The sequence below is a fragment of the Fodinibius sp. GM108 genome (assembly GCF_058386985.1).
Window position 1 is genome coordinate 158,836 of record NZ_JBYEIR010000003.1, and the last position, 24,604, is coordinate 183,439.

Consider the following 24,604-nt stretch of genomic DNA (forward strand, 5'->3'; position numbering starts at 1 on the left):
GAGAGGTCCATCCCCTACAGTGTTGGGGAACACCATGATTTAGCATTAAATGAATTAAGGGATGGACCAATAAGGATTACCTTTTAAACTATTTTCATATATATGTTACATAAAACCAGCGGTTACTGCACAACCGGAAACTGGGATATCCGCAATGTTGTTGCTCCGTACGGTATCAATGTTATTTTTTCAGCGGGGACATTTTTAGTACCCGGATCCTGACCATACCTTTTTTGATCACTTACCGGAAGCGGACCTGCAGAATGTTTGTACATTTTCCAATCTTTGACGGGTTTACCATCCACTTTTAATTTTACCGGCACATTTTCAAGATTCCAGGGATATTTTCTGGATTTATTTTCGTCATAGACAAGTTCGAAATCCCGGTTTTTAATCTTTTCTTCGGGAATTCCATAATTCCAGGAATCTTTTGCATAAACCTCTTTATAAGGATGCTGAATACGCCAGTTACCTTTTTCAGCAGGTTTTTCCTCCCACTGTTCATCAATTTTAAGGGCATAAACCAGCGGGCCCCGTTCAATGCCGGCTGACATTTCTGCCCAGCGGCTTATCCTGATTTCCATAGGAAGCTGTAGCGTAACCGTATCTCCATTCGACCACGTTCGGTCGATAGAAACCATTTGATTCTCACTGTTTTCTTCAATTTTGTTCCAGTTCCTGCCATTGATTTTGATATTCGCTTCATCAGCCCATTCCGGGATGCGCAGCTTCAAAGGAAATTTCACGCGGTCCGGGGTCTGTATCGTAAAGCTAATCGTATCATCAAACGGATAGTCAGTCTCTTCAATCACTGTGACTTCTGTTCCATCGGCTACCTTGGCCGTCACTTCACTGGAAGAATAGATCATTGCCGCAAGTCCATTGTCATCAGTAGCATACCACATATTCTGAACCAGCTTGGGCCACCCCTGATGCATATTCGTAGTACAGCATGGATAACCTGTCAACACGCCAAAACAAAGTTGAGCATTGGCATCATTAAAGAAGTTGCGAATTTTGTGGGATACTTCAACCTGATTGGGCTGCTGGAAATACTGGCGGGTTGTGTACTCATCATCATGCTGAGTTGGCAATGCATTAAATGCCACCTTCTCAAGATAATCGGCAAAGTAGGTATCGCCGGTAATTCGTGTTATTTGTTCAAAAGAGTACATCATCTCAACAACGGTACAGAGTTCTGTCCCCTGCGTAGGATTATTCCCGTGCAGGTTCTCATCCGCCCCATAAAGTCCGGTGACAAAACCATGCACATCTCTGAGATCATTCAACCCTTCCTTTACCGCCTGAATTGAATCTTTATCGTGATTCTTTTGATGATAAATTACCGGTGCTTTGAGTCCCATTGCCAGATTTACCGTATGTAATTCCGGCACGGGGTTGAGTTTTGCAATCGTTCCACTTTTGAAAATTTCTTCCCAATCATAGGTTTGAGAGTGGATCAGATCCCCCAGCTCCAGCAAAAATTCATCTCCCGTATGGTTATAAAGCCAATAGACAATCATCAGGTTGTCGGCACCGCGTCGATTGCCCCAGTACGACCAGTTGTCGAGCGGCTGATCGGGTAAATGCTTTAGCTGATATCGAAAATAGTTCGTCATGAGGTCGAGCACACGCTCATCCCCGGTAGCCATATAATACTGCTTCAGCACCTTCAGCATCACCATTTTCGGCCACCAGTCTCTGCGCGGACCTTCCTGCACCCCCTGTCGATCTTTCGGCGGACCATCCTCAAAAGGGACAGGGCCAAAATATCCGTCCTCTCGCTGGTTGTTAAGACTCCATTCGATCCATTCCTGGGCTTTGTCTTTTAGCCTCTGATCATCAAGAATATACGCCAATGGTACGAGTCCGTCTAACCAATACGGACCACGCTCCCAGCCATCGCCGTCACCGCCGAGCCAACCATTGGTCGGACCAACAACTTTTGTATATACCTCATCAAGGTTCCCTGTTAATCCCTCACGTTGCCGATTCAGCTGTTCGCGCAGCCATCCCCTGGGTTGAATGGCCCCAATGGGCAACTCTGTAAAAGGTTCAGCTTTGAGAGGAGCTCTGTTGGATATGTAATGATCATTTGAGTTTCGGGGCCTCGAAATGTTAAGTGAATTGGTGCTTGAATCACTCTCATTCAATAAGGATAACCCGCTCATCAAACCAAATCCTGATCCGGCAAGACTTTCTATAAATTTTTTCCTGTCCATGATATTTAAACTTGGGAAAAGTTATTGGGTAATGAAGTATCAGATCTATATAATCTGACAGTTCATTATCTAATTTTTCCATCGGCTTGACTGACGTTCAAGCGCATTTAATTCTGTTTCAGCCCCTTTGTCACCCTGCTGCTCCATCCATTCATCAAGTTCTTTTTTTAGACGTTTGCGAACAGATTCATAGGCTGGATCATCAGCTACATTATGGAGCTCATAAGGATCCTTGCGCAAATCGTAGAGTTCAAATTCGGGTCGTTTTTTATACATTCGAACTCGCTTCTTGGCAAAAGGATCTCCCTCCTCGGCTTTACGCTCCCACGATTCAAACGGCCCGTATCCACCGGTGACGAGGTTAGAAAATTCGTTCTCGTGATTCACATTCCAAATAAGTCGATAGTTTTCTGATCGCACCGTCCGAATTCCATAGGCCTCGGGTCCGTTATAAATTCCCTTGGACGTCTGAATACTAAAAGCATACTTGTTGTGCTCTTTTTTATCACCCTTTAAAACAGGCAAAAAGCTTGACCCATCAAAGTCATACTCCCCGGGAGAACCTCCCAGTGCATCAATTAATGTGGGCAGAATATCTACATACTGTATAATAGCCTCTGATGACTGACCCGGGGAAACAACGTCCGGCCATCGAATGACAGCCCCTGATCGAACACCCGTATCATAGACGGTCCATTTACTGTGGGGTAAATGAGATCCCTGTTCAGTGAGATATATGACGATTGTATTTTCCTCTTGCCCCGTTTCCTTCAGATGTTGAAGCACAGTCCCCACTTGTTTATCCATATAGGATATTTCAGCGTAGTATTTTGTCATGGCCACCCTGGTTTCGGGCGTATCCACAAGATAGGGTGGCAAATCAATCTCATCGGGATCGTAGGAATAAGAATTCCCCCTGTTCCATGGCCCGTGCGGCTGATTTGAGGAGACAATCAGGCTCCACGGCTCTGATTTATTTTCTTCCATGAAAGATCTGACTTTGCTGAGATCCATATCAACGCCCTTTCCACCATCGTGGTGACGTCCGCCCAAAAATTCAAACGGGAAATTTTCTTTGGGGGCTTCATGTCGTTTACCAATCAGGGCTGTACGGTAACCGAACTCTTCTAAATATTGGGGCCAGCTCTGAATATGAGGATAAACTTTACTGTGATTCGGATGAGCCCCAGTGCGTACTGGATGTATACCTGTATATAAGCTCATGCGAGTGGGAGCACACATCGGCGACGAATTGAATGTTTTCTTAAGTTGCATCCCCTCTGTTTTCAGCTGATCCAGATTCGGGGTGTTTATTTGATCATTATTCAAATCATGATAAGTCATGTCATCAGCCATAAACAACAAGATGTTTGGAGTATCCTCGTTAGTAGATTCGCCCTCAGAAACATCTGAAAAAGGATATGATAAAGCCGCCAGTAAAGAAAATAACAGCAGTGGCAAAGATAGAAATTTTGAAAACGAGGTATTCATCATATAAGCCGGATTTTGTCTTGCCTACTATGAATATATAAGACAATATCTAGTTAATAATGATCGAATGACCCGAAACCATGCAGTTCCGGGCCAATCAAACCATCTAAATTGTGAAACTTTTCACCAATCGTACAACAATTAAATGCTTGAAGTTACCATCCCGAATTTTGCTCAAGATTGTTGTTTTTGTAGAGTTCTGACTGAGGGATCGGATACAAATACATATTATCGTTCCAAACTCGGCTTTCGATTTGTTCCTTTTCATAATTAAAGGAACCGTCTCCGTTTTCAGTAATTTCCATTCCATAGATATCCGTTGTGGATGGTCCTATCTCCCACCGACGGATATCCCAGAAGCGGTGATCTTCGAAAGCCAACTCGACCCGTCTTTCGTTCCGCAGCTTTTCGCGGAATTCATTCTGACTCATTCCGGCTGGAAAGTCCGGCATATTGGCCCGATCACGTACTTGGTTAACAGCTTGGCGTGCTGACATTCCAAATCCTGCAGGATTATCTGGTCCATAAGCTTCATTCATGGCCTCAGCATAATTAAGCAACACTTCTCCATAACGGAAGAACACCCAAGTATGATATGCCCGAGTAGTATTACCTGGCGCCAGACTAACATTCTCTATTACATATTTCTTGAGATAATAACCCGTCTCACTGGCTCTTTCTTCGGGCGGCGCATCTCGCCCCCCATTCCAGAGTTCAACGGAACGACCTTTCCAGTCAGAGTTATTATAAATTACCGTTGCACCTAGTCGCGGGTCCCGATCTTCATAAGGATTAGATTCATCGTATCCAGAACCAGGTTCGTCAATAGCTAAACCAGTTGTCTGCATTTCATAGGAATCTACCAGATTCTGCGTGGGAGCAGTACCCGGACTTGCCCCTTCATAGCCGACAGGAAAGTTTGAGCGCTCAAAAGAATTTGACTGTCCCATCCGTCGTTCAAAGATCAGTTCGCTGCTGGTTCTGTTGTTCACAACATTCGAATAATTATTCTCCAGCGAATAATAAGCCGAGTCAATAATAGCCTTGGAAGCCTCGGCTGCATCTACCCATGCCTGCTGATCATTAGACTCATTATGCAGTGGACTAGCGGCATAGAGTAGCGTACGAGCTTTAAGCGCCATAGCGGCACCTCGTGTGGCGCGTCCTGTCTCACTGCTCGAAATAGACTGGTACTCCACTGGAAGTTCGGGAATAATAGCATTGGTTTCGCTAACAATAAAATCCACTACTTCGTCAAAAGAAGAAGATTCAACCTCATTAGCTTCTTCAACAGTAAGAACTTCTGTAACAATAGGAGCCTGACCATAGCGTTTCAGAAGCTCAAAGTAGAAGAAAGCTCGAAGAAAACGAGCCTGTGGAGAATAATATTGGTATTCTTCCATTAAATCCTCGTAGTTGTAATTATACTGCAGGTCTTCAAAATTCTGACCTTCTGTTTTTGCAAGGAATTTGTTAACGGCACGGATTCCGTCAAACATTTGTCCCCACTTGTCATCCAGGGTGTTAATCGCGCTCCAGCTGCCATCATTATATTGTTGCACAGGCTCCAATTCATAAACTTCTTCGGCGTCGTCAGCACCGGAAGCTCTCATAGCACCGCCTACACTGTTTAACCCTTCGGGCAGTTTGGCATAAATGTTTGTCAGGAAGTCTTTCGTACGGTTAAATTCAGTAAAGACATCTTCTTCGCTGTAGTTTGTGGTCTCGTCATATTCGAGAAAATCACATCCGCTAATACCAACAATCAGTACTGCTAATAAAGATAAACGTAAAGATTTCATAGTTCGTTACTTTTAGATGATTAAAATGCTATCTCTAAGCCCACGTTGTATGAGCGCATGATCGGATATCCGGTAGAAATATGTTCCGGATCGAGTACGGGGACATTATCCAGAGAAAACAGATTCATTCCCCGGCCGAGAATTTTCACTTCGCTCAAATTCCACGATTCTGTTACTGAAGCCGGAAGCGTGTAAGAAACTTCAAGATTTCTCAGTTTTATATACGACCGGTCTTCAAGCCAGATGCTGTTTGGCCTGAAGTTATTGTCATTGCTTTCGGTCGTCAGTCGTGGATAGGCTGCATTATTACCCGTTTCGGCCGTCCAGCGATTATCATAGTAATGTTCTGAGATAGTATTGTTATTTCTGATGGGCCAGAATACACTCTGGGTATTCAGATAAGCTGTATAATTGGCTGTTCCCTGGAACAATGCGGAGATACTGAATCCCTTATAATCAGCTCCCAAAGTAGCAGAGAAATACATTTCCGGATGCTGGCTGGAGTGCCCAAGTGGAACCTCATCGTATTCATTAATGATGCCGTCGCCATTTTGATCTTTGTATTTAATATCTCCAGGCTGTACTTCTGAGAATACCTGTCGGGGACTATTTTCAATATCGTCCTGACTCTCAAAAAACCCGATAGCTTCCATGCCGAACACCTGGTCAACAGATTTCCCTGTACGTTGCAGATATTCTTCCGGACGAAAGGTTTCATTCATCTCCAGGATTTTATTTTTGGCAAACGTTAACTGTCCCCCAATATGGTACCCCAGTTCGCCGGCATTATCCTGCCAGATTAAGGAGGTTTCAATTCCTTTGTTTTCGACCTTACCATTGCTTTCCAGAGGTGGTGTAACACCAGTTATCTCAGAGACCTGACCTCCGGATCCGGTCAGAATATTTGTGCGGCGTTCATAAAAGAGATCTGATGCCAGTGAAAGTTTGCCAAACATCTCAGCTTCGAAACCGACGTTTGACTTATACGAGGTTTCGGCAACAAAATTAGAACTGGGCAAGCGTCCTTCGGAAAATCCACTTTGGTAATTGTTTCCATTTTGGAACCAATAGCCAGAAGAACGGCTGTAGGCTTGCTCGTGTGGATTATCAGAGGGCAATCGATCGCTGCCTGTAACGCCCCATGACGCCTGTAACTTCAGACGATCGAGAAAAGCAGCATCCTGTAGGAATTCTTCCTGTGAAACCAACCATCCGAACGAGACAGCAGGTAACAGGCTGTACTTATCATCATCGGGGAGCAAATTATTACCACTGTATGATGCTGTGAGATCAACAAAGTATTTCTGGGAGAACCCCATGTGTACATTTCCTACCAGGTTGCGACGGTGATAGGTATTGTCTTGTCCGTCAAAATTCCGGGCAGATTGGTGAAGGAGAACATTCCCCTCAACAGTATTATTAGCTCCGAAGGTGCTTTCATAGTTTAATTTGGCCATGAAATCTGTGAATTCGCGCTTATTGCTAAAAAAGGAACTATAGTCCAAATCAGTGTTTTCACCATACGTGGTAGTGTTAATTCCCGTAATGTTTCCTTCACTGTCTCTTTCTGGTGACAGTGCCTGATAACTGAAATCTTTTGTCTTTGATTCTGCGAAGTTGTTGTAGTTATTGTATCTGATAACTCCTTCCGCGCTAAGGCCTTCGAGGATATCATCCATATTTCGGCGCAGATTAACAGTCATGGAATATTCCCTCCGGTTAGGCTGACCAAAACCGGTTGACGTTAAAAGTGCTACCGGATTATTATCATAATTTTGGGTACCTCCCCAGCTGCCATCAGGTGTTTTTACAGGGAAAGCAGCTGACGGAATAGAATAAAGAGCATCGAAAATCCGAGCTGTACCTATTCCTCCTCCCGGTAGATTATTTTCCTCTATATTACCTGATACATCCAGCTTAAGAAGCAGATTAGGAGTAAGATCGATATCCAGATTGGTTCTGAAATTGAAACGACTGTATTTCGCCTGGGTACTATAATCTTCATTTTGACTAACAGGCCCGAATAATCCGTTTTCAAAGGCGACATTCATCATAGAAAAGTAGCGTACAGTTTTACCACCGCCTCTGAAGCTAACGTTGTAGTTTGAATTAGTACCACTATTACGCAGTACTTCGTCAAACCAGTCTACATTGGGATATAAGTAAGGATTGTTACCTGAATTAAAAGCGTTCACTTCATCAGAACTGTAGCGGGGATCCAAACCGTCATTGGCTCGTGCTTCATTAATAGCTTGTGCATAGGAATAAGCATCTAAAAATTCAGGCTGATGAGTTGGCTGCGTAAACGCTTGCTCAACGGAAGCATTTACTTCAAGTCCACCTTCACTGCCCCGTTTCGTATTCACTAGTATAACTCCATTCGCACCTCGCTGACCATACTGGGCCAGTGCACCAGCATCCTTCAACACAGAAACACTTTGGATCTCTTCTGTTGAGATTGCTGACAACGGCTGCTCGAAACCATCAACCAAAACGAGAGGCTCCGAACTGGTAAAAGTACCCTGACCGCGAATGTACATGTCAGGACTCGAGAGTGGTAACCCTCCGTTTTCCAGTACCATTAAGCCAGGAATTTGTCCGTACAAGGTATTTTCCGGATTAATTGCCATACTCTTCGAAAGATCGGAGATGTGGGCGGTGCTGACGGCGCCGGTAAGTTCATCCGGATTTCTGGTAATACCGTATCCCACCGGTGTTTCCCCCGAGGGGATTCCTGTAAGTGTTATATTTAGCTGCTGCTCGTTTATTTGAACAACTTTACTGCCACTTCCCTCTCGCTTGACTTGCAGGTGCTGACCTTGTTCAGCCTCAATAGAGAACCGCCCTTTTTCATCACTGCGGGTTTGCAGGTCAGGTTTTTCAGTTACGGTTATAATTGCCTCCTGGAGGGGATCGCCGGAACTGTCAAAAACAGTTCCTTCTATTGTTGATTGTTGGCCAACTGCGCAGTAAACCGGCAACAGTAACCATCCCATCAATATTAGCATGTTTCTGTTAAAACGTTTCATAACGAAGTAGTTTTATATATTTGAAATTTTTTAATGTATGCCTGGAAAATTACCATCCCGGATTTTGTATTAGGTAACCTTTGAGCATCTCACTTCGGGAGAACGGGCTTAAATACCACTTCGGAGAAAAGTCATTTGCCCATTGTCGTGTCGGCAGCTCCCAACGATCATAGTTGAAAGAGCCGTCGTCATTTCGAGTGATATCCATCCCGTGAAGCGTTTTCTTGAAAACTTCCTCTTTTTTCCATCGAATAACATCATACCAGCGTACCTCTTCGAATCCGAATTCTAACGCACGTTCACGCAGTACTGCTTCACGAAACTCTTCCTGAGAAAGTCCTGTGGGCAGATCTCCCAGATCTACACGATTGCGGACCTTATTCACATATTCATAAGCTTCGGAAGTAGGTCCTCCGTTGATTTCATTAAGTGCCTCGGCATACGAGAGATAGATCTCAGGCAGACGCAGATAAGGCCATTGCTTGGGGACACCCTGTGCAGAAGTAATATCGAGAACAAATTTTCTGCCTATATACCCTGTTCCTGACTGATTCGTCTGTTGCGTTAAACGTTCACGACCGCCGATCCATAATTCCGCAGTACGACCCTGATAGTCATCCCCATTAACAACCACAGTTTCGTACAGGCGGGGATCGCGATTTTCATAGGGATTATTGGGATCATAACCCGAACCAGGCTCATCAATCTGCATTCCATTGGCCATCGGGAACATTTGCACATAATTATGCGTGGGCGTAAGTCTGCCGCTATCGATATAGTGTTGATTTGGCAAGACTTCATCCTGATGGTCTTGACGAGTCGAAATTAATAGTTCGGAACTTTCCCGGTCAAAATAGGCATTCTGAAAATCCTGTCGAGGATTACCCGTATCAACCAGTTCATAAGCTCCTGTCTGTTCCACCTTGTCAATCAGCTCTTTTGCAGCATCGGCGGCTTCTTGCCAGAGACCGGGATCATATCCGCCAAACCAAACCATCTCTTTGTCCGCGGCCTCACCTTCCATATAAGGTTGATCGGAGTTAAATAAAGGACTGGCAGCAAACAACAGCAGACGTGCTTTTAAACCTAATGCCCCTGCCTCAGTAAAACGACCGGCCTCAGTTGAAGGATTATCAAGAGCAAATGGTAAGTTGGAAGCTGCTTCATCAATAAGCGCAACCGTTGAGTCTACAGTTGCCCTGGCTGTCAGCCTTTCTTTTTTCAGCTCATCGTTGGGATATAAAGCCTTTCCAATCCAGGGTACTCCGCCGTAATAGCGCAAGAGCTGGGTATAATGGACAGCAATAATCATCTTGGCTTCGGCTTTTAACCGCTCCTTGGTAGCACTGTCCATATCCGGCACTTGATCGACATTCTCAATAAAGATATTAGCCTTCCTGACACCTTCCCAGACCGAACCGTGATAATAGTTATATATCCCCCATCTTCTTATGGATTCCGGGGAAAGATCACCATTATAGTATCTGCTGGGCGCCGCAGAACCTCCGGTTAATACATGGTTTATATCAGTGATAGAGGCTAAAGGATCTTTGATAAACCGCGGGCCATATGGAAGTGTTCTATAGGTATTCCACAGGAACCGCTTCGCCTTATTGGGCTGGGAGAAAACAGTATCTTTAGTAATACCTTCACTGGGCGGCTTTTCCAGAAAGTCGCCTCCGACCTTTACAGGATCTGTACATCCTTGAATTCCTGCTAAAAGAACTACAAAAGCAGAAAACAAGAAGACGTTAAGTAATGATTTGTTTCTTCGCATTATGGATAACTGCTTATTAAAAATATTCTTCATAACCATAGACTTATAAGTCGAGTTTTAAACCAAAGTTGTAAACCTTCATGAGTGGATACTGCTGACGAAAGGAGTTTGCCGTCTGTTCCGGATCAATGGATAATTCATCCATCATACTAGAAAAGGTCAATAAGTTATAACCATTCGCATACACCCTCATACTTTTCAGTCCAAAACGTTCTAACATACTTGAACCAAAGGTGTAGCCAACCTCTATATTTTTGAGGCGGATGTAAGATGCATCCCGCATCCAGAAATCCGAAAGGGTATTATTCCTTCTTCCACGAGAATCCAGAGAAAATCGTGGATAAGTAGCATCTTGTCCCCTTTCCGGTGTCCAGCGGTTTTCCCACTGCCATAAGGGCAGTGATCTGGCTCCCCGGGGACCAAAAGCAGTTCTAAAGGGAACATAACCTAAGGTACGGGAAGTATTTGTTGCCGCCGCCCAGGTTGTTGACAAGTCAAAGTTTTTATAACGGAATCCAATGTCCGCTCCAAAGGTATATTCCGGACGTTCGGGATGACCAATTGCTTTTTGATCGTCGCCGTTGACCACGCCGTCTCCGTTCAGATCCTTGAACTTGAGATCACCGGGTCTGGGACTCCAGGGATGCTCCGGATAATCTCCCTCATCAATGTCTTCTTGTGTAAAGAAGCGTTCAAAGATGTAACCAAACCTCTGTCCGACTCTACGCCCAGTACGCTCTTGGTAGGGTTCATTTCTTTGTACCTCATCCATAAAAAGAATTTTATTGCGAGCAAATGTGACATGTCCGCCAATATTGTACTGGAAGTCGCCCACCTGATGCTGCCAGTCGAGATCAACCTCATATCCCCTGTTCTGGACTTCTCCAACATTAACAGCGGGAAGATCAGCAGCCACATATTCGGGCACTGTGTTAAGGGTGGTAAGGATGTCTGATCGGTGTTCATGAAAATATTCGGCGGTCAAACTTAACTTGTCGTCGAACATTCGCATATCCAGTCCGTAATTTTGTTTCACAGACTTCTCCCACTTTACACCGGGATTACCGAGAGCACCTTCCGTAACACCGGGACGATCCTGTGGAATATCATATCCGAAGTTATAACCGTCCGCACCTTCATTATACTGATCCGGCAGGTACAAAAACCGGCCAATGCCTGAATCGTTACCTACGATACCATAAGAGGCCCGGAGTTTGAAATGGTCCAAAAAAGGTATCTCGGGCATATAAGGTTCGTTGGTAAGGATCCATCCTGCAGAAGCGGCCGGAAAGAATCCAAAGCGGTTTCCTTTGGCGAAGTTTTCTGACCCATTATAGCCCGTGCTTACCTCTGCCATGTATCGGTCATCAAAATTATAGTTAATACGAGCTACAGAGCTTACGAGTCCACGGGGAATTTCAGTGTAGCTGCGTGGATAGTATCTTCTTCGCTGACTGTACAGCAGCAGTCCCCTTACATTATGCCGCCCAAAATCTCGATTATAGTTCAATCGTCCTTCTACATACCAGTCGCGGTCCCGATCGTATCTCTCCGAGTAATTTAGGATGTCATCGGAACCTAATTTTTGGTAAACGATCGAGGAATCTCCCGAAGCTGATTGATCCACATCGGTCCGGTAAAAAGGTCGATAGGTAGCAATTGAAGAATTTCGGCGTTTATGTTCGGTAAAATAAATGTTATAAGCCCCCTTAACCTGCATAGAGAGACCTTCGGTAAATTGATCCAGCTGCTGTTCGACAGAAAGGTCAAGATTGTAAGCATTTTTAATGTGATCATTATAGCCGTTGCCATAATAACGTTCCACCACTCCCTCTTTAGGACCTGGTATATATCTTCTGCCTGAAACAACTACTTTACCATCAACTAAACCCGGGCCGGCAAAGGGTACAGCACGATAAACATTCGTCCAGTTTAAGCCTCGAAGCTCTCTCTGAGTCTCAACACGACCCGCAGCAGTTAATGCAATATGCGTGGTGGGAGTGACATCAATATCCAGATTCGATCGCAGGTTAAAACGATCAAAAGAAGGATTCACGTCATAGGTTGGATTATTAAAAGATTTAAAAAATCCATCCTGTTTGAGATATCCACCCGCAATAAAATATTGTACGTTTTCACTGCCGCCTGAAATGTTCAGATTAGTTTTACTCTGAAAGGCGCGGTCTTTAGTCAGGTAATCGATCCAGTTTACATCAGGATATATCATAGGATTGGCCCCGGTCCTGAAAGCTTCTACAACCTCGGGCGGATAGCGAACTCTGTCAGGATCTACACCGTCATTTATTTGGGCTTCGTTGAACCCCCGAACATGGGTATAACTGTCAGCATATTCATGCTGAACCGTAGGCGTTTGAAAACCGGAAGAGGTATTTAATGAAATTTGCACATCCCCCTGTTTGCCCCGCTTAGTTTCAACAACAACAGCTCCATTAGCTCCTTCAACACCGTATACAGCAGTTGCAGCAGCATCTTTCAATACACTGACATTAGCGATGTTATCAGGATCCAGCTGAGTGATAGACCGGGCATCACGGACAACAACCCCATCAAGCACATATATAGGCTGGGAACGACCCGGTGATAGTGATCCAAATCCACGAATGTATATTTCAGGAGAGTCACCGCCCGGTTGACCGGTGCGCTGAATAGTTTCGAGTCCCGGCGTTTGTCCCGACAAAGCATTACCCAAGTTCGATGAAGGAACTTTAGCAATATCTTCGGAATTCACTGAACTCACCGAATTGGTCATCGATTTTCGTGACTGCTCGGAAAATGCAACAACGACCATCTCCTCCCCGGTTACTGCTTGAGGCGTCAACTCAACATCAAGTTGTGTACGCCCCTGAAGAGGAATCTGATTTGTCTCGAAACCTACAAAAGAAAAGATAAGCGTATCGGAAGGCAGTGCCGATAGTGAATATTCCCCATCTACATCAGTGGATGTACCCCGAGAAGTACCTTTCACGGCAATATTTACTCCCGCTAACGCTTGTTCAGTTTCAGAATTCGTTATTGTACCCGAAACTTCAATCCTTTCCTGTGCAAAAGAAGAAGTGGGCGCTATTACCATGGCTATGATAAAAGCACCAATTAGAGCAACATTTTTCCTTAACATAATAACCCCATATTTACACCCCATTAATTGGTAGTATTAATATTTCAACTAATGTGAATTCAACTATTTTGGTAACAGTTAATGTTATCGCTAACAAATTGTGCTTTTTAAATAAAGTGTATTATTATCTTTGTCAAATATTTTATCACATATTATTTCCATTCTATTACAAAAAGCATTAACAATGTTGTTTATATAAATTTTTCGTCCACATAATAGTTTTTGCCTACCATTGAAAAATATTTACCTATATCACCTTTTATTCATCATAAAAGGTGTTTTATTGCATTCTTTATCTGATAAAATTCTTAATATCGGCTTCTGTATCAGCACCTGTATCGGGACATGTAAATTTATGTTAATGAATTGAAATAAAGCTAATTTGTGAACCTCTTCTCACCAAACTGTTGTACTAAGAGAAAATTAATTTTTGCAAATTTACTTTTTAAGAGCTTATTTCATCCACTAATATACGTTATCGCTAACATATATCAGGAACCGATAACAAATAAGCTGTTTAATTTTTAATTAATGGAAAATATTATGGCCGATGATAAATCATGGAATCGACGTAAATTCTTGAAATCAATCCCTGCAGCTCTTAGCGCCCCATATTTATTCACGACGCAAAGTGAATCAAAAAATAAATCGAGTAGAAATCTACCTCATGAAGGCAGTGTTGAAGAACTTTTGCAAAAAGTACCTGAACCAGTCATCCCGGGTCGACCAGATCTGGTGGAGATGTATAATAAGTGTTGGGAGATCGGTTATAATCATTCAGAGCATGGTACTGATAAAAATAATTTTGTTGACTGGTATGTTGATGAAGGTTTTGATTCCAGAATCTTCCAATGGGATACATCATTTTCTTTAGCATGGGCAAAATACTCTCAGGGAGGAATGCCTAATATTGAAAGCCATGACAACTTCTATCGTAATCAGCATGAAGATGGGGCTATTGGAGGCGTAATACGTAAAAACGCAAAAGACAATAAACCAACCTCTTCTCCCTCCTTTACCCATAACAATCTGTTTTCATGGGCAGAATGGGAATATTATTTGGTAACCGGCGACAGTTCACGATTTGAAGATCTGCTTCCTGTTTTAGATAAATACGCTGAATGGGCACGAAAACATCGTCGGCACGATGATGGTCATTACTGGTGGTCCGGATTTGGAAGTGGAATGGATAATTCACCGCGTTCAAAACCTAATAAAGCCTATCCACCGCATGGATGGGTAGATTATAATGCCAATGAAGCTTTAGCGGCTTACTATTTAGTAAAAATGGCAGAAGTTGTCGGTGACGAAGAAATTGCTCGAAAGTATCGCCGACACCACCAAGAACTAAAAGAACTTGTCAACAATGATATGTGGAGTGAAGAGGATCGTTTTTATTGGGATATTGATAAAGATGGCTCATTCATGAAAGTAAAGACAATAGCTTCGTTCTGGCCTATGTGGGGACGCATTACGGAATCCAAACATGTTGACGGACTTGTTGAACATCTGAATGACACAAACTCTTTTAACCGTCCGCATCGTGTACCCACAACAGCTGCTGATGAAGATACCTATGTCCCCTCCGGTGGCTACTGGCGCGGAGCAATATGGGCTCCTACCAACCACATGATTGTAAAAGGGCTGCAAGCAAATAATCGTCACAAAATAGCGCGTGATATCGTACTCAACCATTTAAATAATATGGCAGCCGTATTTCAGGGTACCGAAACTGTCTGGGAAAATTACGCACCGGAATACACAAAGCCGGGTAAGCCTGCTAAGGGAGATTTCGTCGGATGGAGTGCAGACGGACCAATCGCACAATTGATTGAGAACTATATAGGTATTAATATTAATGCACCGGAAAAAAGTATCAGATGGAACCTTTTAAGCACAGAAAAACTAGGGCTTCGAAATATCGAACTTGGTGACTCAACAGTTGATCTTGTTGCAGATGAGCGAAAGACGCCTGACGCACCAATTACAGTCTTGGCTAAGACTGATGAAGCATTCACACTTTCGCTATTTGATGGAAACCGGAACTGGGAACGAACAATTGTTCCAGAATCAAAAGAGTATATTTTTGAATAATAGATTTTGAGATACATAAATAAAAACAGATATCATTATGTTTGATACCTTTCAACCAGAACTACAAGATGAACTTCAACAAATTAAAGATGATGGCTTATACAAAGAAGAGCGCGTGATAACGACTCCACAAGGTGCTGTCATAAAAACAGATGATGGCCGGGAAGTTATCAATTTCTGTGCTAATAATTATTTGGGATTATCCTCACACCCTGAAGTTCTCAAAGCCGCCAAAGAGACCATAGATGAGCGTGGCTTCGGCATGTCATCAGTACGATTTATCTGTGGCACACAGGATATTCATAAAGAGCTGGAGCAAAAGATAGCTGATTTTATGGGTACGGATGATGCTATCCTCTATGCTGCGGCTTTTGATGCCAACGGTGGTATCTTTGAGCCGCTCTTTGGTCCCGATGATGCCATTATCTCAGATGAGCTCAATCACGCCTCCATCATCGACGGTATCCGTCTCTGTAAAGCCGCTCGCTATCGGTATAAACATAATGATATGGAGAGCCTGGAAGAGAAGCTCCAGGAAGCTTCTGATGCCGATCAGAAGATCATAGTAACTGATGGTGTCTTTTCGATGGATGGTACCATTGCCCAACTGGGAAAAATTTGTGACCTGGCTGATAAGTACAACGCATTGGTCATGTCGGATGAAGCACATGCCACCGGTTTTGTCGGAGAAACGGGCCGTGGCGTTCCTGAATATCGTGATGCAATGGGCCGGGTTGATATCATTACCAGTACGCTGGGCAAAGCTCTCGGCGGTGCATCGGGCGGATTTACCGCGGCCCGTCAGGAAATTGTCGATATCCTGCGTCAGCGATCGCGTCCCTATCTGTTTTCCAACACCTTGGCCCCTCCTATTACCGGTGCTTGTATTGCGGTAATGGATCTGCTGAATGAAACGACAGAGCTCCGGGACAAGCTCGAAGACAACACCGAGTATTTTCGTGAAGAGATGAAAAAAGCCGGCTTCGACATCAAACCCGGCAACCATCCTATTGTGCCTATCATGATTTATGATGCCAAAGATTCACAGGTATTTGCAGAAAAACTGCTGGATAAAGGTGTTTATGTAATCGGATTTTATTACCCGGTGGTTCCCAAAGGCGAGGCCCGCATTCGCGTACAGGTTTCAGCAGTTCATGACAAAGAGCATCTTGATCATGCTATTGAGGCATTCACCAAAGTGGGCAAAGAACTGGATATTATTAACTAATAACTGCATGTATAAATGGATACCATTTTAATTACCGGGGCCTGCGGACAGCTGGGAACCGAACTTACCACTGAATTGAGAGAGATTTATGGCGGGTCAAATGTAATAGCAACGGATATCACCGATCCAAGTCCCGAATGGCCCGACGATGCCGGTCCCTTCGAACATTTAGATATTTTAGACAAAGAAAAGCTGGAACAACTCATAGATGAACATCAGGTAACACAAATCTATCATCTGGCAGCGCTGTTATCAGCCAAAGCAGAAAAACAGCCCCAGTTCGGATGGAAATTAAACACGCAAGGGCTTTTAAATGTCTTGGATCTGGCCAAAGAAAAGGATCTCAAAGTATACTGGCCCAGTTCTATAGCTGTTTTTGGTGATAATTCACCAAAAGATAATACACCTCAGCTGACGGTGATGGATCCCGATACGGTGTACGGCATCAGCAAGTTGGCGGGTGAGCGGTGGTGCGATTATTATCACAAAAACTATGGTGTAGATGTTCGAAGTCTGCGCTATCCGGGATTAATAGGCTATAAGGCGCTTCCGGGCGGAGGCACTACTGATTATGCCGTCGAAATTTATCACAAGGCACTAAAAGGTGAATCTTTTGAGTGTTTTCTTGATAAAGGTACCTATCTGCCTATGATGTATATGGCAGATGCCATTAAAGCGACTATTCAACTGATGCAAGCTGATGCCGAGGACGTTGAGATAAGATCGAGTTATAATGTAGCAGCCATCACTTTTTCGCCGGAAGAAATTGCATCCTCCATTCAAAAGCATATACCCGATTTCAAGATCTATTATAACCCGGATTATCGCCAGGCAATTGCCGATTCCTGGCCTAACAGTATAGATGATTCTGCCGCACGTAATCAGTGGGGTTGGCAGCACGATTATGATCTGGAAAAGATGACCGAGAGTATGCTCGAAAATCTTGCCAATTATTACGAACGAGATCGGGTTAGCGAAACGACTTGATAGTTTAGATTTGCCCGCGGATGAATCCGTGGGCTAGGAATGTTTTCTTAAAAGCTCACTTGAAGTGAGCTTCGTTTTTTCTCCCTTAGCCTGATGATTCATCTTCAGGTAATAGAAAACTACAGTGGATTTCCCTGCTCTGCCCACAAAATGTCAGCAATATCCGTGGAACTATATTATTGCATCCGATTCTTAACTATCTGCAATATTCTTTGATACTGCTGATTCTGCGGGGCCAATTCTTTTAGTTTCTTAGCGTGCGGCAACGCCTCATCATATTCTTCTTGCTGAATATAAAGCGTTGAAATACCATAGCGGTAGTCAGGATTATCAGGGTCTATTTTGATGGCCTCCAGATACATCTCTTCTGCTTCATCGGGGCGATTTAAATTTTGATAGCTGATCGCGAGATTATATCGTACGCGTGCATGTTCGGGCATGAGCTCGGCCGCCCGGTTAAAGTATTGCACAGCATTTTGCACAGATCCCTGCTCTGCAATCAGTAAGGCCAAAGAGTAATGCGCGGGTCCATACTCCGGTTCGCTGTCAATGACCTCCTCTAAAAGCTGACGGGCCCTGTCATTTTTGCCTTGTTCGTTGTATAGATAAGCCAAATTTAATCTGGCCGGATTAAATTCGGGATCTTTATCTAACACCAGCTGATATGTTTCGATAGCTTTTTGTCTTTCCCCCTGCTTCTCAAAATATTGGCCGCGATTCATCAGTCCACTGGGGAAATACTGGTTTACATCCAAATATTCTTCATATTCTGCTATAGCTGTCTTGAAAGACTGCTTTAGGCCGGGCACAATATCTGCCACACTAAATTCCGCAAGTCCTTCTGCTGCTGAAACACGAACAGCCCGAACGCTATCATCTAATAAGTCGGTTAATATCGGCTTTTTCTGATTTTGAGGCAGCGATCCTACAGCACGAGCTGTACTTTTCCGAACCAAAGGACTCTCATCCTTTATCGTTTTCTCAAAGATATCTAAGCTCTGTTCCGCCGGAAACTGCCCCAGGTACCAAACAGCAGTAGCTCTGGCAATATCTGGCTCAGAAGTATCTGCTATCAACCCCTTTAGTTGAGGTATGGCTTCTACTCCCATAGAATCAGCTTTTAAGAGTGTTTCGGAAAAATGATCGGGGCGTCCCCGGCCGTACCACTTTTCGACAGTCTCTGCCGCCCATTCGGCAGACTGATCCTCATGGCAGCTATTGCAGGCGTTGGGGGTGCCAAATTCGGCCGATAAATCCGGACGCGGGACCCGAAAACTGTGATCGCGTCTGAAATCCACTTCCATATAGTACCTGCCCGGCATGTGACAATCGATACACCGCGAAGCTTGCGTATTCGGCTCGTGAAAGTGGTGCTCTTCGGTATTATATTTTGGTTCGTGACATTGCATGCACAGCGTATTATCCGTCACATTAGCTTTCAGCTCCAGGCTGTGCGGATCGTGGCAGTCATTGCACTTAATGCCTTCTTCAAACATTTTGCTCTGCAGAAAAGAGCCGTAAACATAAACCTCCTCCAGAATCTGCCCATCGGCAAAGTACATCTCCGGATGCGGCAGGTTGGGATTAAAATGATCCAGATATTTCTCGTCATGATCGAATCCATCAACCAACTTCTCCCGCAGCGAGTGACAGCGGGCACAGGTTTCAATCTGCATCTCTTGCGATGAGTTTTCTGTCAGCTCCAGATCTTCTCGGATACGTTCATCCGATGCGTCATCCGCCTCTTCGCTCTTCATAAATTCTACATGATCTTTTCCCGGTCCGTGACACGATTCACAGCTCACGTTGATACTGGCCCACGTGGTATTAAAGGAATCAGTGTTTGGATCATAATTCTCCTCCAGCTGTGTAGAATGACAATCGGCACACATCGTATTCCAGTTCATAGCACCGCCCGTCCAGTGCAGCCAGTCACCGGGCTCTACTTTTTCATCCGGATGCATCGAAAACCAACGCTCTTCTTCCGTATCCCAGGCTACAGTTAACGCTTGCAGTTTGCCACGTCCGAAATCAACCAGATACTGCTGCAGGGGCGTCCAGCCGAAAGTATGGGTTATTTCATACGTTTGTTGTCTGCCTGCAGAATCAGGTGCTTCAACCATATATCGGCCTCCCTCCCGGAAAAATCGATATGTTCCATCATCTTCGGTTAACTTTACATCATCAAAATCTCCCCGTACAGAAGTACTGTCGGCGGCCTTCATAGCATAATCGTGATGAGAGTCCATCCACTCATTCATTTCCTTAGTGTGGCACGACTGACACGATTCATCTCCTACAAAATTCTCCTTCTCAATCTTTCCGAAGGTTTGCGGATCATGAGATTCGGCAGGTTTATCTGACTGGCTACAGCTATATAGCAATCCTATAACCAATGTAATCAGAAGAACAGAAACCAATGCCAGTTGATGCTTCATGAAAACCCTGCTATTGACTGTCCTCTGCTTCTTTTAATAATTCCGCCACTTTTTGATGACCATTGGCCTCAGCAAAGTTACGGGCCGTTTCGTCGTCATTATCCCGCAAATTCGGGTCTGCTCCGTGATCAAGCAATACACTCACAACTTGTTCATTACCCTCGGATGCAGCCCACATCAGTGGCGACCACCCTTCGTTGGTATCCTTATAGTTTGGATCTGCTCCATTTTTCAACAGAACCTCAACTGTTTGTGGATACGGACCGCTGGCAGCAAATATAAGTGCTGTCTGTCCCTCGTTATCGGTTGTTCTGGGATCCGCTCCATTAGCCAGGAGCAACTTCACAACTTCAGTGTGTCCGTTAAATGAAGCTAACATCAAAGGAGTGCGCCCCGATTGATCACTTACTGTGATATCAACATCTTGTTTTACCGCTTCTTTAATAAGATCTGTTTTGCCTTCCAAAGATGCATCAAATATTTGCTGCGTAGTGAAATTGGTCTGTGAGTTCACACGCTTTTCGGCATTTTGCTCCTGCTGATTTTTATCTTCACCACAAGCTGCTAACAATAATAACGCGCATAAGAAAAAAGAGGCGAAAGTTCGATGATTAATCATTGTTTTAGCTAAGATTAAGAAGAAAAAAGTAATAGAAGCTTTTCAAAACCTTTGTCATTGCGAATGAAGCGATTCCGAAAACTTTCGGAAGTGCGAATTGCGGCAATCTTTCCCTCGTGTGGTGAGGTCGCCACACCCGAAGATTACGGGATTTGCCATGACATTTCTTTTAATATAAAACTTATTAGTATTCATTTTTCAAAAACCTCAGAATTCATTATCAATAAAAGCCGACCTTTTTTATAAACCGGCTTTTATTATTAGCATATGGATGAAATTAACAGCATAAGAACCTTCTCCGTCTATCTCGTTTGCCCTGGTCGAGGAAGAATATGCGTACGTTTAGCTTCATCAATAAACAGCCGGCGCAACTCCTGAACTACATCCGGATAATGCTGTGAAAGATCATAAATCTCGCTGCGATCATCATCAATATTATACAGTTTCCACTCAGGATCATCCAGCATTCCTTGGTTATTCATCACATTTTTTCCTACCAGCTTCCACTCTCCCTTTCGAATAGCCGCATTGCCCGTATGTTCGAAGACATAAGACCGCTCTTCCACTTCCTCTCCATTGACAATAGGTACCAAACTTCTTCCTTCCAGGGCAGTAATTTCGTTTCCTTCATACTGATCTGGATATTCGGCTCCTGCCACATCATAAATAGTAGCTGTAATATCAAAAAGGAAGCCAGGCTGACGCCGAATAGCTCCACCTTCTTTAAACTTCTTCGGCCAGTGCATAATCAACGGCGTACCCACGCCACCTTCATAGGCATAATGTTTATACTCGCTCCATGGTGTATTGGATACATTTGCCCAGCCGGAGCCATACGCAATGCCCGTTCCGGGACCGCCCATCTCATCGAGTTCTTCCCCCTCATAGAGCTTACTCGGCAAACCCGGCGTTCCGGCACCTATCCCCTGTCCTCTTTCATCTTTGGGGGCAAGAATCTCTTCTGTCAAATCAAAGCCATACGGCCCCCACTCGGCATCGGCTCCATTATCACTTAGGAAAATAACAAGAGTATTATCCAGTTCTTCTGTATCCTCCAAATGCTGGATTATACGACCAATCCCGTCATCCATATTATCGACCATACCAGCGTATACTGCCATACGTCGGGCCAAATCTTTTTGGCGGTCTTCAGGTATTTCTGACCATGCAGGATTTCGTTCAAGACTGCCCGGAACACCGTGCTGCTCTGCTACACCAGGACGAGGAATAGAACTCCGGGGCGACAGCTCAGTATCTTCCGGAATAATGCCAATGCGCTTCATTCGCTGCAGTCGCTCCTGTCTCAACACATCCCATCCATCTTTATATTTGTCCTTATATTTGTTGATATATTTCTCCGGAGCTTGAAGTGGAAAATGCGGAGCTTGGTGAGAAACAAAGGTAAACCAAGGCTTATCAGGATCTTCCTCTTGCGATTGCTCAATAAACTGAATCGCAAGATCGGAGAATGCATCCGACGCAAAAAATTCTCCCTCCTCAAATTCAGGTTGTGGTCGGTCTTCAGGTAATCGAATCATCATTTCAGGCTCCCATGCGTTAGCTCCATAGCCGTGAGTAAAACCGTAAAATTCATCGAATCCCTGCTTAGTGGGAACCGGATCATTAACATGCCATTTCCCAGTCATAAATGTACTGTATCCAGCTTCTTTTAAGACCTCGGCAATGGTTACGCTGTTATCCTGCAGGCGTCCCCGATAGCCCTGCGGATTATCATCTTTACCATCACCGGCAAAAAAACCGATACCTGCCTGATGGGGGTATAATCCCGTCAACAGAGAGGCTCGTGATGGACTGCAACGGGCGCTGTTATATATTTGCGTGAATCTTACGCCATTATCAGCAAGTTGATCGAGGTTGGGAGTCTGAATTTCCCCACCGTAGCTGCCCAGATCAGAATAGCCAAGATCATCGGCCATGATTAATAGAACATTGGGCTTTTCTTCCTGGGCCAAAACATGTTGCCCCATTCCAAAAACCATTAAAAGAAGAACTGTACTGAATAAGATTTTTACTTTTTTCATTCTGATACTATATAGATTAAGCTTTTTCTTGGCTTGTTATTGTAATAGAGTAAAGATTATTCTTCACTCTCTGGTAGAAATTCAACCTCATACTGCTCCTGGAGCTCTTTGATCTTTTTCTTGAGCTCTTCACGAACATCCGCATATTCGGGATCTTCGTATACGCTTTGCAGTTGTTCGGGATCTTCCTGCAAGTCAAAAAGCTCCCACTCATCCTGCTCGTAATAGTGAGCCATTGTATAGCGGTCGGTGCGCACGCCATAATGTTTGGCTACATTGTGTACGCGGGGCGGACCTTCGTAATAGTGATAGTAAACAGCATCACGCCATTCACCGGAATGCTCATCTTTAAGTAGTGGCACAAGTGATTTACCCTGCATCTTTTCAGGAATTTCGGCACCTGCCAAATCAAGCACAGTCGGAGCCAGATCCAGGTTTTGTACTAGTTCCTTATTTACCGATTCTGCACTAATCCCTTCAGGCCAGTGAACAATCAGCGGCTGACGCATTGACTCCTCATAAATCCAGCGTTTGTCAAACCATCCGTTTTCACCCAAAAAGAATCCCTGATCACCAGCATAAATAACAACTGTATTATCGTATAGGTTTTCTCGTTTCAGGTAATCCATTAGCCGTCCAACGCCGTCATCCAGTCCGCGAATAACACGCAGATAATCTTTCACATAGCGCTGATACTTCCAGCGCTTTTTGTCCTCTTCCGACATCTGACCCCAATTGTCATAGAGCTCCTGGTTTTCTTCCTGGTAAGCTTCTTCAATACGAGTTAATTGCTCATCAGTGAGATCATTACGTTTTATCAGACTTTTCCAATTACTCACAGATTCTCCTGTTTCGGGATTTTTAGGCACTTTCAGATCCCACCCCCAAGACATATGATTATCAATCTCCATCTCCTGACTTGAGGCAGGTGATGCCAGTCCTGAATAATCTTCAAACAGTGTCGAAGGTTCGGGCAGATCACGATCTCTATACGCTCCCAATTGATTTGGTCCCGGCAGCCAATTTCTGTGGGGAGATTTATGGTTCATCATCAACATAAAAGGCTTGTCTCTATCTTGCTTCTGTAGCCATCCTATAGCGCTACTCAAAATAACTTCACTAGTGTGCCCATGACGCTGAACTCCTCCTTCTGGAGTACGCATATTGGGATTATAATACGGTCCCTGCCCTCGTAATACTTCATAATAATCAAATCCTTTAGGCTCAGTTCCGAGATGCCATTTACCCATTATTGCGGTTTGGTAGCCAGCTTTTTGCAATAATTTAGGAAAAGTGACTAAACTCGTATCCAGTTCCTGTCCCGCGTTTATCCAAACCCCATTTTTGTGATTGTGTGTACCCGTTAACAGTACAGCACGAGATGGCTTACAAATAGAATTAGTTACAAAGGCATTATCGAAACGCATTCCCTGATCCGCCAACTGATCAAGATTTGGAGTGGGCGTATGATCTAGTTTCAGTCCGTAGTCCAAGGCTTCTTGATACGCTCCTATAGATTGCGCAGTATGATCATCTGAATACATGATAACTATATTCGGACGTTCCTTTACCTGCTTGGATTGATCAGAGGAGACCGTACTGCATCCACCATACATTACAATTAAGAAAACCAGATAATACTTTTTAAAAAGAGCCATATCCCATCATTTTATTAACGACTGTTTTTATTTTTTATTAATGACTGTTGCTACTCAAAATTATATTCGGCTAAATTGTTA

General features: G+C 44.0%; 14 protein-coding genes. 4 read left to right on the plus strand and 10 right to left on the minus strand.

Going from position 1 to position 24,604, the window contains the following annotated elements:
- Positions 1-122: 122 nt before the first annotated feature.
- The gene (locus tag ACT3ID_RS06645; protein ID WP_491541476.1) at positions 123-2,171 is read right to left on the minus strand and encodes a beta-L-arabinofuranosidase domain-containing protein; all 2,049 of its coding nucleotides are present in this window, start codon (positions 2,169-2,171) and stop codon (positions 123-125) included.
- Positions 2,172-2,291: 120 nt separating this feature from the next.
- Complete coding sequence (locus ACT3ID_RS06650) at positions 2,292-3,578, minus strand: sulfatase family protein (protein ID WP_491541220.1); 1,287 nt, start codon at positions 3,576-3,578, stop codon at positions 2,292-2,294.
- On the opposite strand from ACT3ID_RS06650, the gene ACT3ID_RS06655 reads away from it, so the two are divergent.
- Positions 3,565-3,720 carry a hypothetical protein gene (locus tag ACT3ID_RS06655; protein ID WP_491541221.1) on the plus strand — a complete coding sequence of 52 codons (156 nt, stop codon included), beginning with the start codon at positions 3,565-3,567 and terminating at the stop codon, positions 3,718-3,720. The genes ACT3ID_RS06650 and ACT3ID_RS06655 overlap by 14 nt on opposite strands.
- Positions 3,721-3,868: 148 nt before the next feature.
- Here the strand turns inward: ACT3ID_RS06655 and ACT3ID_RS06660 are convergent, their stop codons facing one another.
- The 4 genes from ACT3ID_RS06660 to ACT3ID_RS06675 are packed head-to-tail and all read right to left on the minus strand — an operon-like array spanning position 3,869 to position 13,457.
- Positions 3,869-5,515, minus strand: a complete 1,647-nt coding sequence (locus ACT3ID_RS06660) for a RagB/SusD family nutrient uptake outer membrane protein (protein ID WP_491541222.1) — start codon at positions 5,513-5,515, stop codon at positions 3,869-3,871.
- 20 nt (positions 5,516-5,535) lie between these two features.
- Positions 5,536-8,544, minus strand: coding sequence for a SusC/RagA family TonB-linked outer membrane protein (locus ACT3ID_RS06665; RefSeq protein WP_491541223.1), 3,009 nt, complete (start codon positions 8,542-8,544; stop codon positions 5,536-5,538).
- A 49-nt stretch (positions 8,545-8,593) separates the two neighbouring features.
- On the minus strand, positions 8,594-10,321 hold the full coding sequence (locus tag ACT3ID_RS06670; RefSeq protein WP_491541224.1) for a RagB/SusD family nutrient uptake outer membrane protein: 1,728 nt from the start codon (positions 10,319-10,321) through the stop codon (positions 8,594-8,596).
- Between the two features lie 43 nt (positions 10,322-10,364).
- A complete protein-coding gene (locus ACT3ID_RS06675) occupies positions 10,365-13,457 on the minus strand; it encodes a SusC/RagA family TonB-linked outer membrane protein (protein ID WP_491541225.1) in 3,093 nt (1,030 codons plus the stop codon).
- A gap of 543 nt (positions 13,458-14,000) precedes the next feature.
- On the opposite strand from ACT3ID_RS06675, the gene ACT3ID_RS06680 reads away from it, so the two are divergent.
- Genes ACT3ID_RS06680 through ACT3ID_RS06690 form a run of 3 tightly spaced genes read left to right on the plus strand, consistent with a single transcriptional unit; the run spans position 14,001 to position 17,766 of the window.
- Positions 14,001-15,551 carry an MGH1-like glycoside hydrolase domain-containing protein gene (locus ACT3ID_RS06680; protein ID WP_491541226.1) on the plus strand — a complete coding sequence of 517 codons (1,551 nt, stop codon included), beginning with the start codon at positions 14,001-14,003 and terminating at the stop codon, positions 15,549-15,551.
- Positions 15,552-15,588: 37 nt separating this feature from the next.
- A complete protein-coding gene (kbl, locus tag ACT3ID_RS06685) occupies positions 15,589-16,779 on the plus strand; it encodes a glycine C-acetyltransferase (protein WP_491541227.1) in 1,191 nt (396 codons plus the stop codon).
- Between the two features lie 15 nt (positions 16,780-16,794).
- Complete coding sequence (locus ACT3ID_RS06690; protein ID WP_491541228.1) at positions 16,795-17,766, plus strand: NAD-dependent epimerase/dehydratase family protein; 972 nt, start codon at positions 16,795-16,797, stop codon at positions 17,764-17,766.
- Between the two features lie 176 nt (positions 17,767-17,942).
- Here the strand turns inward: ACT3ID_RS06690 and ACT3ID_RS06695 are convergent, their stop codons facing one another.
- The 4 genes from ACT3ID_RS06695 to ACT3ID_RS06710 all read right to left on the minus strand — a co-directional run bounded on the left by ACT3ID_RS06695 (position 17,943) and on the right by ACT3ID_RS06710 (position 24,523).
- Positions 17,943-20,204 carry a tetratricopeptide repeat protein gene (locus tag ACT3ID_RS06695; RefSeq protein ID WP_491541229.1) on the minus strand — a complete coding sequence of 754 codons (2,262 nt, stop codon included), beginning with the start codon at positions 20,202-20,204 and terminating at the stop codon, positions 17,943-17,945.
- 10 nt (positions 20,205-20,214) lie between these two features.
- Positions 20,215-20,823, minus strand: coding sequence for an ankyrin repeat domain-containing protein (locus tag ACT3ID_RS06700; RefSeq protein ID WP_491541230.1), 609 nt, complete (start codon positions 20,821-20,823; stop codon positions 20,215-20,217).
- A 302-nt stretch (positions 20,824-21,125) separates the two neighbouring features.
- Positions 21,126-22,865 carry an arylsulfatase gene (locus ACT3ID_RS06705; RefSeq protein ID WP_491541231.1) on the minus strand — a complete coding sequence of 580 codons (1,740 nt, stop codon included), beginning with the start codon at positions 22,863-22,865 and terminating at the stop codon, positions 21,126-21,128.
- 56 nt (positions 22,866-22,921) lie between these two features.
- Positions 22,922-24,523, minus strand: a complete 1,602-nt coding sequence (locus ACT3ID_RS06710; RefSeq protein ID WP_491541232.1) for a sulfatase family protein — start codon at positions 24,521-24,523, stop codon at positions 22,922-22,924.
- Between the last annotated feature and the right edge of the window lie 81 nt (positions 24,524-24,604).

Bases quoted from the DNA above. Each gene is read 5' to 3' on its own strand.
- ACT3ID_RS06645 (WP_491541476.1), bottom strand. From the start codon at position 2,171: ATGAGCGGGTTATCCTTATTGAATGAGAGTGATTCAAGCACCAATTCA.
- ACT3ID_RS06675 (WP_491541225.1), bottom strand. From the start codon at position 13,457: ATGTTAAGGAAAAATGTTGCTCTAATTGGTGCTTTTATCATAGCCATG.
- ACT3ID_RS06660 (WP_491541222.1), bottom strand. From the start codon at position 5,515: ATGAAATCTTTACGTTTATCTTTATTAGCAGTACTGATTGTTGGTATT.
- ACT3ID_RS06670 (WP_491541224.1), bottom strand. From the start codon at position 10,321: ATGCGAAGAAACAAATCATTACTTAACGTCTTCTTGTTTTCTGCTTTT.
- ACT3ID_RS06710 (WP_491541232.1), bottom strand. From the start codon at position 24,523: ATGGCTCTTTTTAAAAAGTATTATCTGGTTTTCTTAATTGTAATGTAT.
- ACT3ID_RS06655 (WP_491541221.1), top strand. From the start codon at position 3,565: ATGTCATCAGCCATAAACAACAAGATGTTTGGAGTATCCTCGTTAGTA.
- ACT3ID_RS06705 (WP_491541231.1), bottom strand. From the start codon at position 22,865: ATGAAAAAAGTAAAAATCTTATTCAGTACAGTTCTTCTTTTAATGGTT.
- ACT3ID_RS06650 (WP_491541220.1), bottom strand. From the start codon at position 3,578: ATGGCTGATGACATGACTTATCATGATTTGAATAATGATCAAATAAAC.
- ACT3ID_RS06680 (WP_491541226.1), top strand. From the start codon at position 14,001: ATGGCCGATGATAAATCATGGAATCGACGTAAATTCTTGAAATCAATC.
- ACT3ID_RS06695 (WP_491541229.1), bottom strand. From the start codon at position 20,204: ATGAAGCATCAACTGGCATTGGTTTCTGTTCTTCTGATTACATTGGTT.
- ACT3ID_RS06690 (WP_491541228.1), top strand. From the start codon at position 16,795: ATGGATACCATTTTAATTACCGGGGCCTGCGGACAGCTGGGAACCGAA.
- ACT3ID_RS06700 (WP_491541230.1), bottom strand. From the start codon at position 20,823: ATGATTAATCATCGAACTTTCGCCTCTTTTTTCTTATGCGCGTTATTA.
- ACT3ID_RS06665 (WP_491541223.1), bottom strand. From the start codon at position 8,544: ATGAAACGTTTTAACAGAAACATGCTAATATTGATGGGATGGTTACTG.
- kbl (WP_491541227.1), top strand. From the start codon at position 15,589: ATGTTTGATACCTTTCAACCAGAACTACAAGATGAACTTCAACAAATT.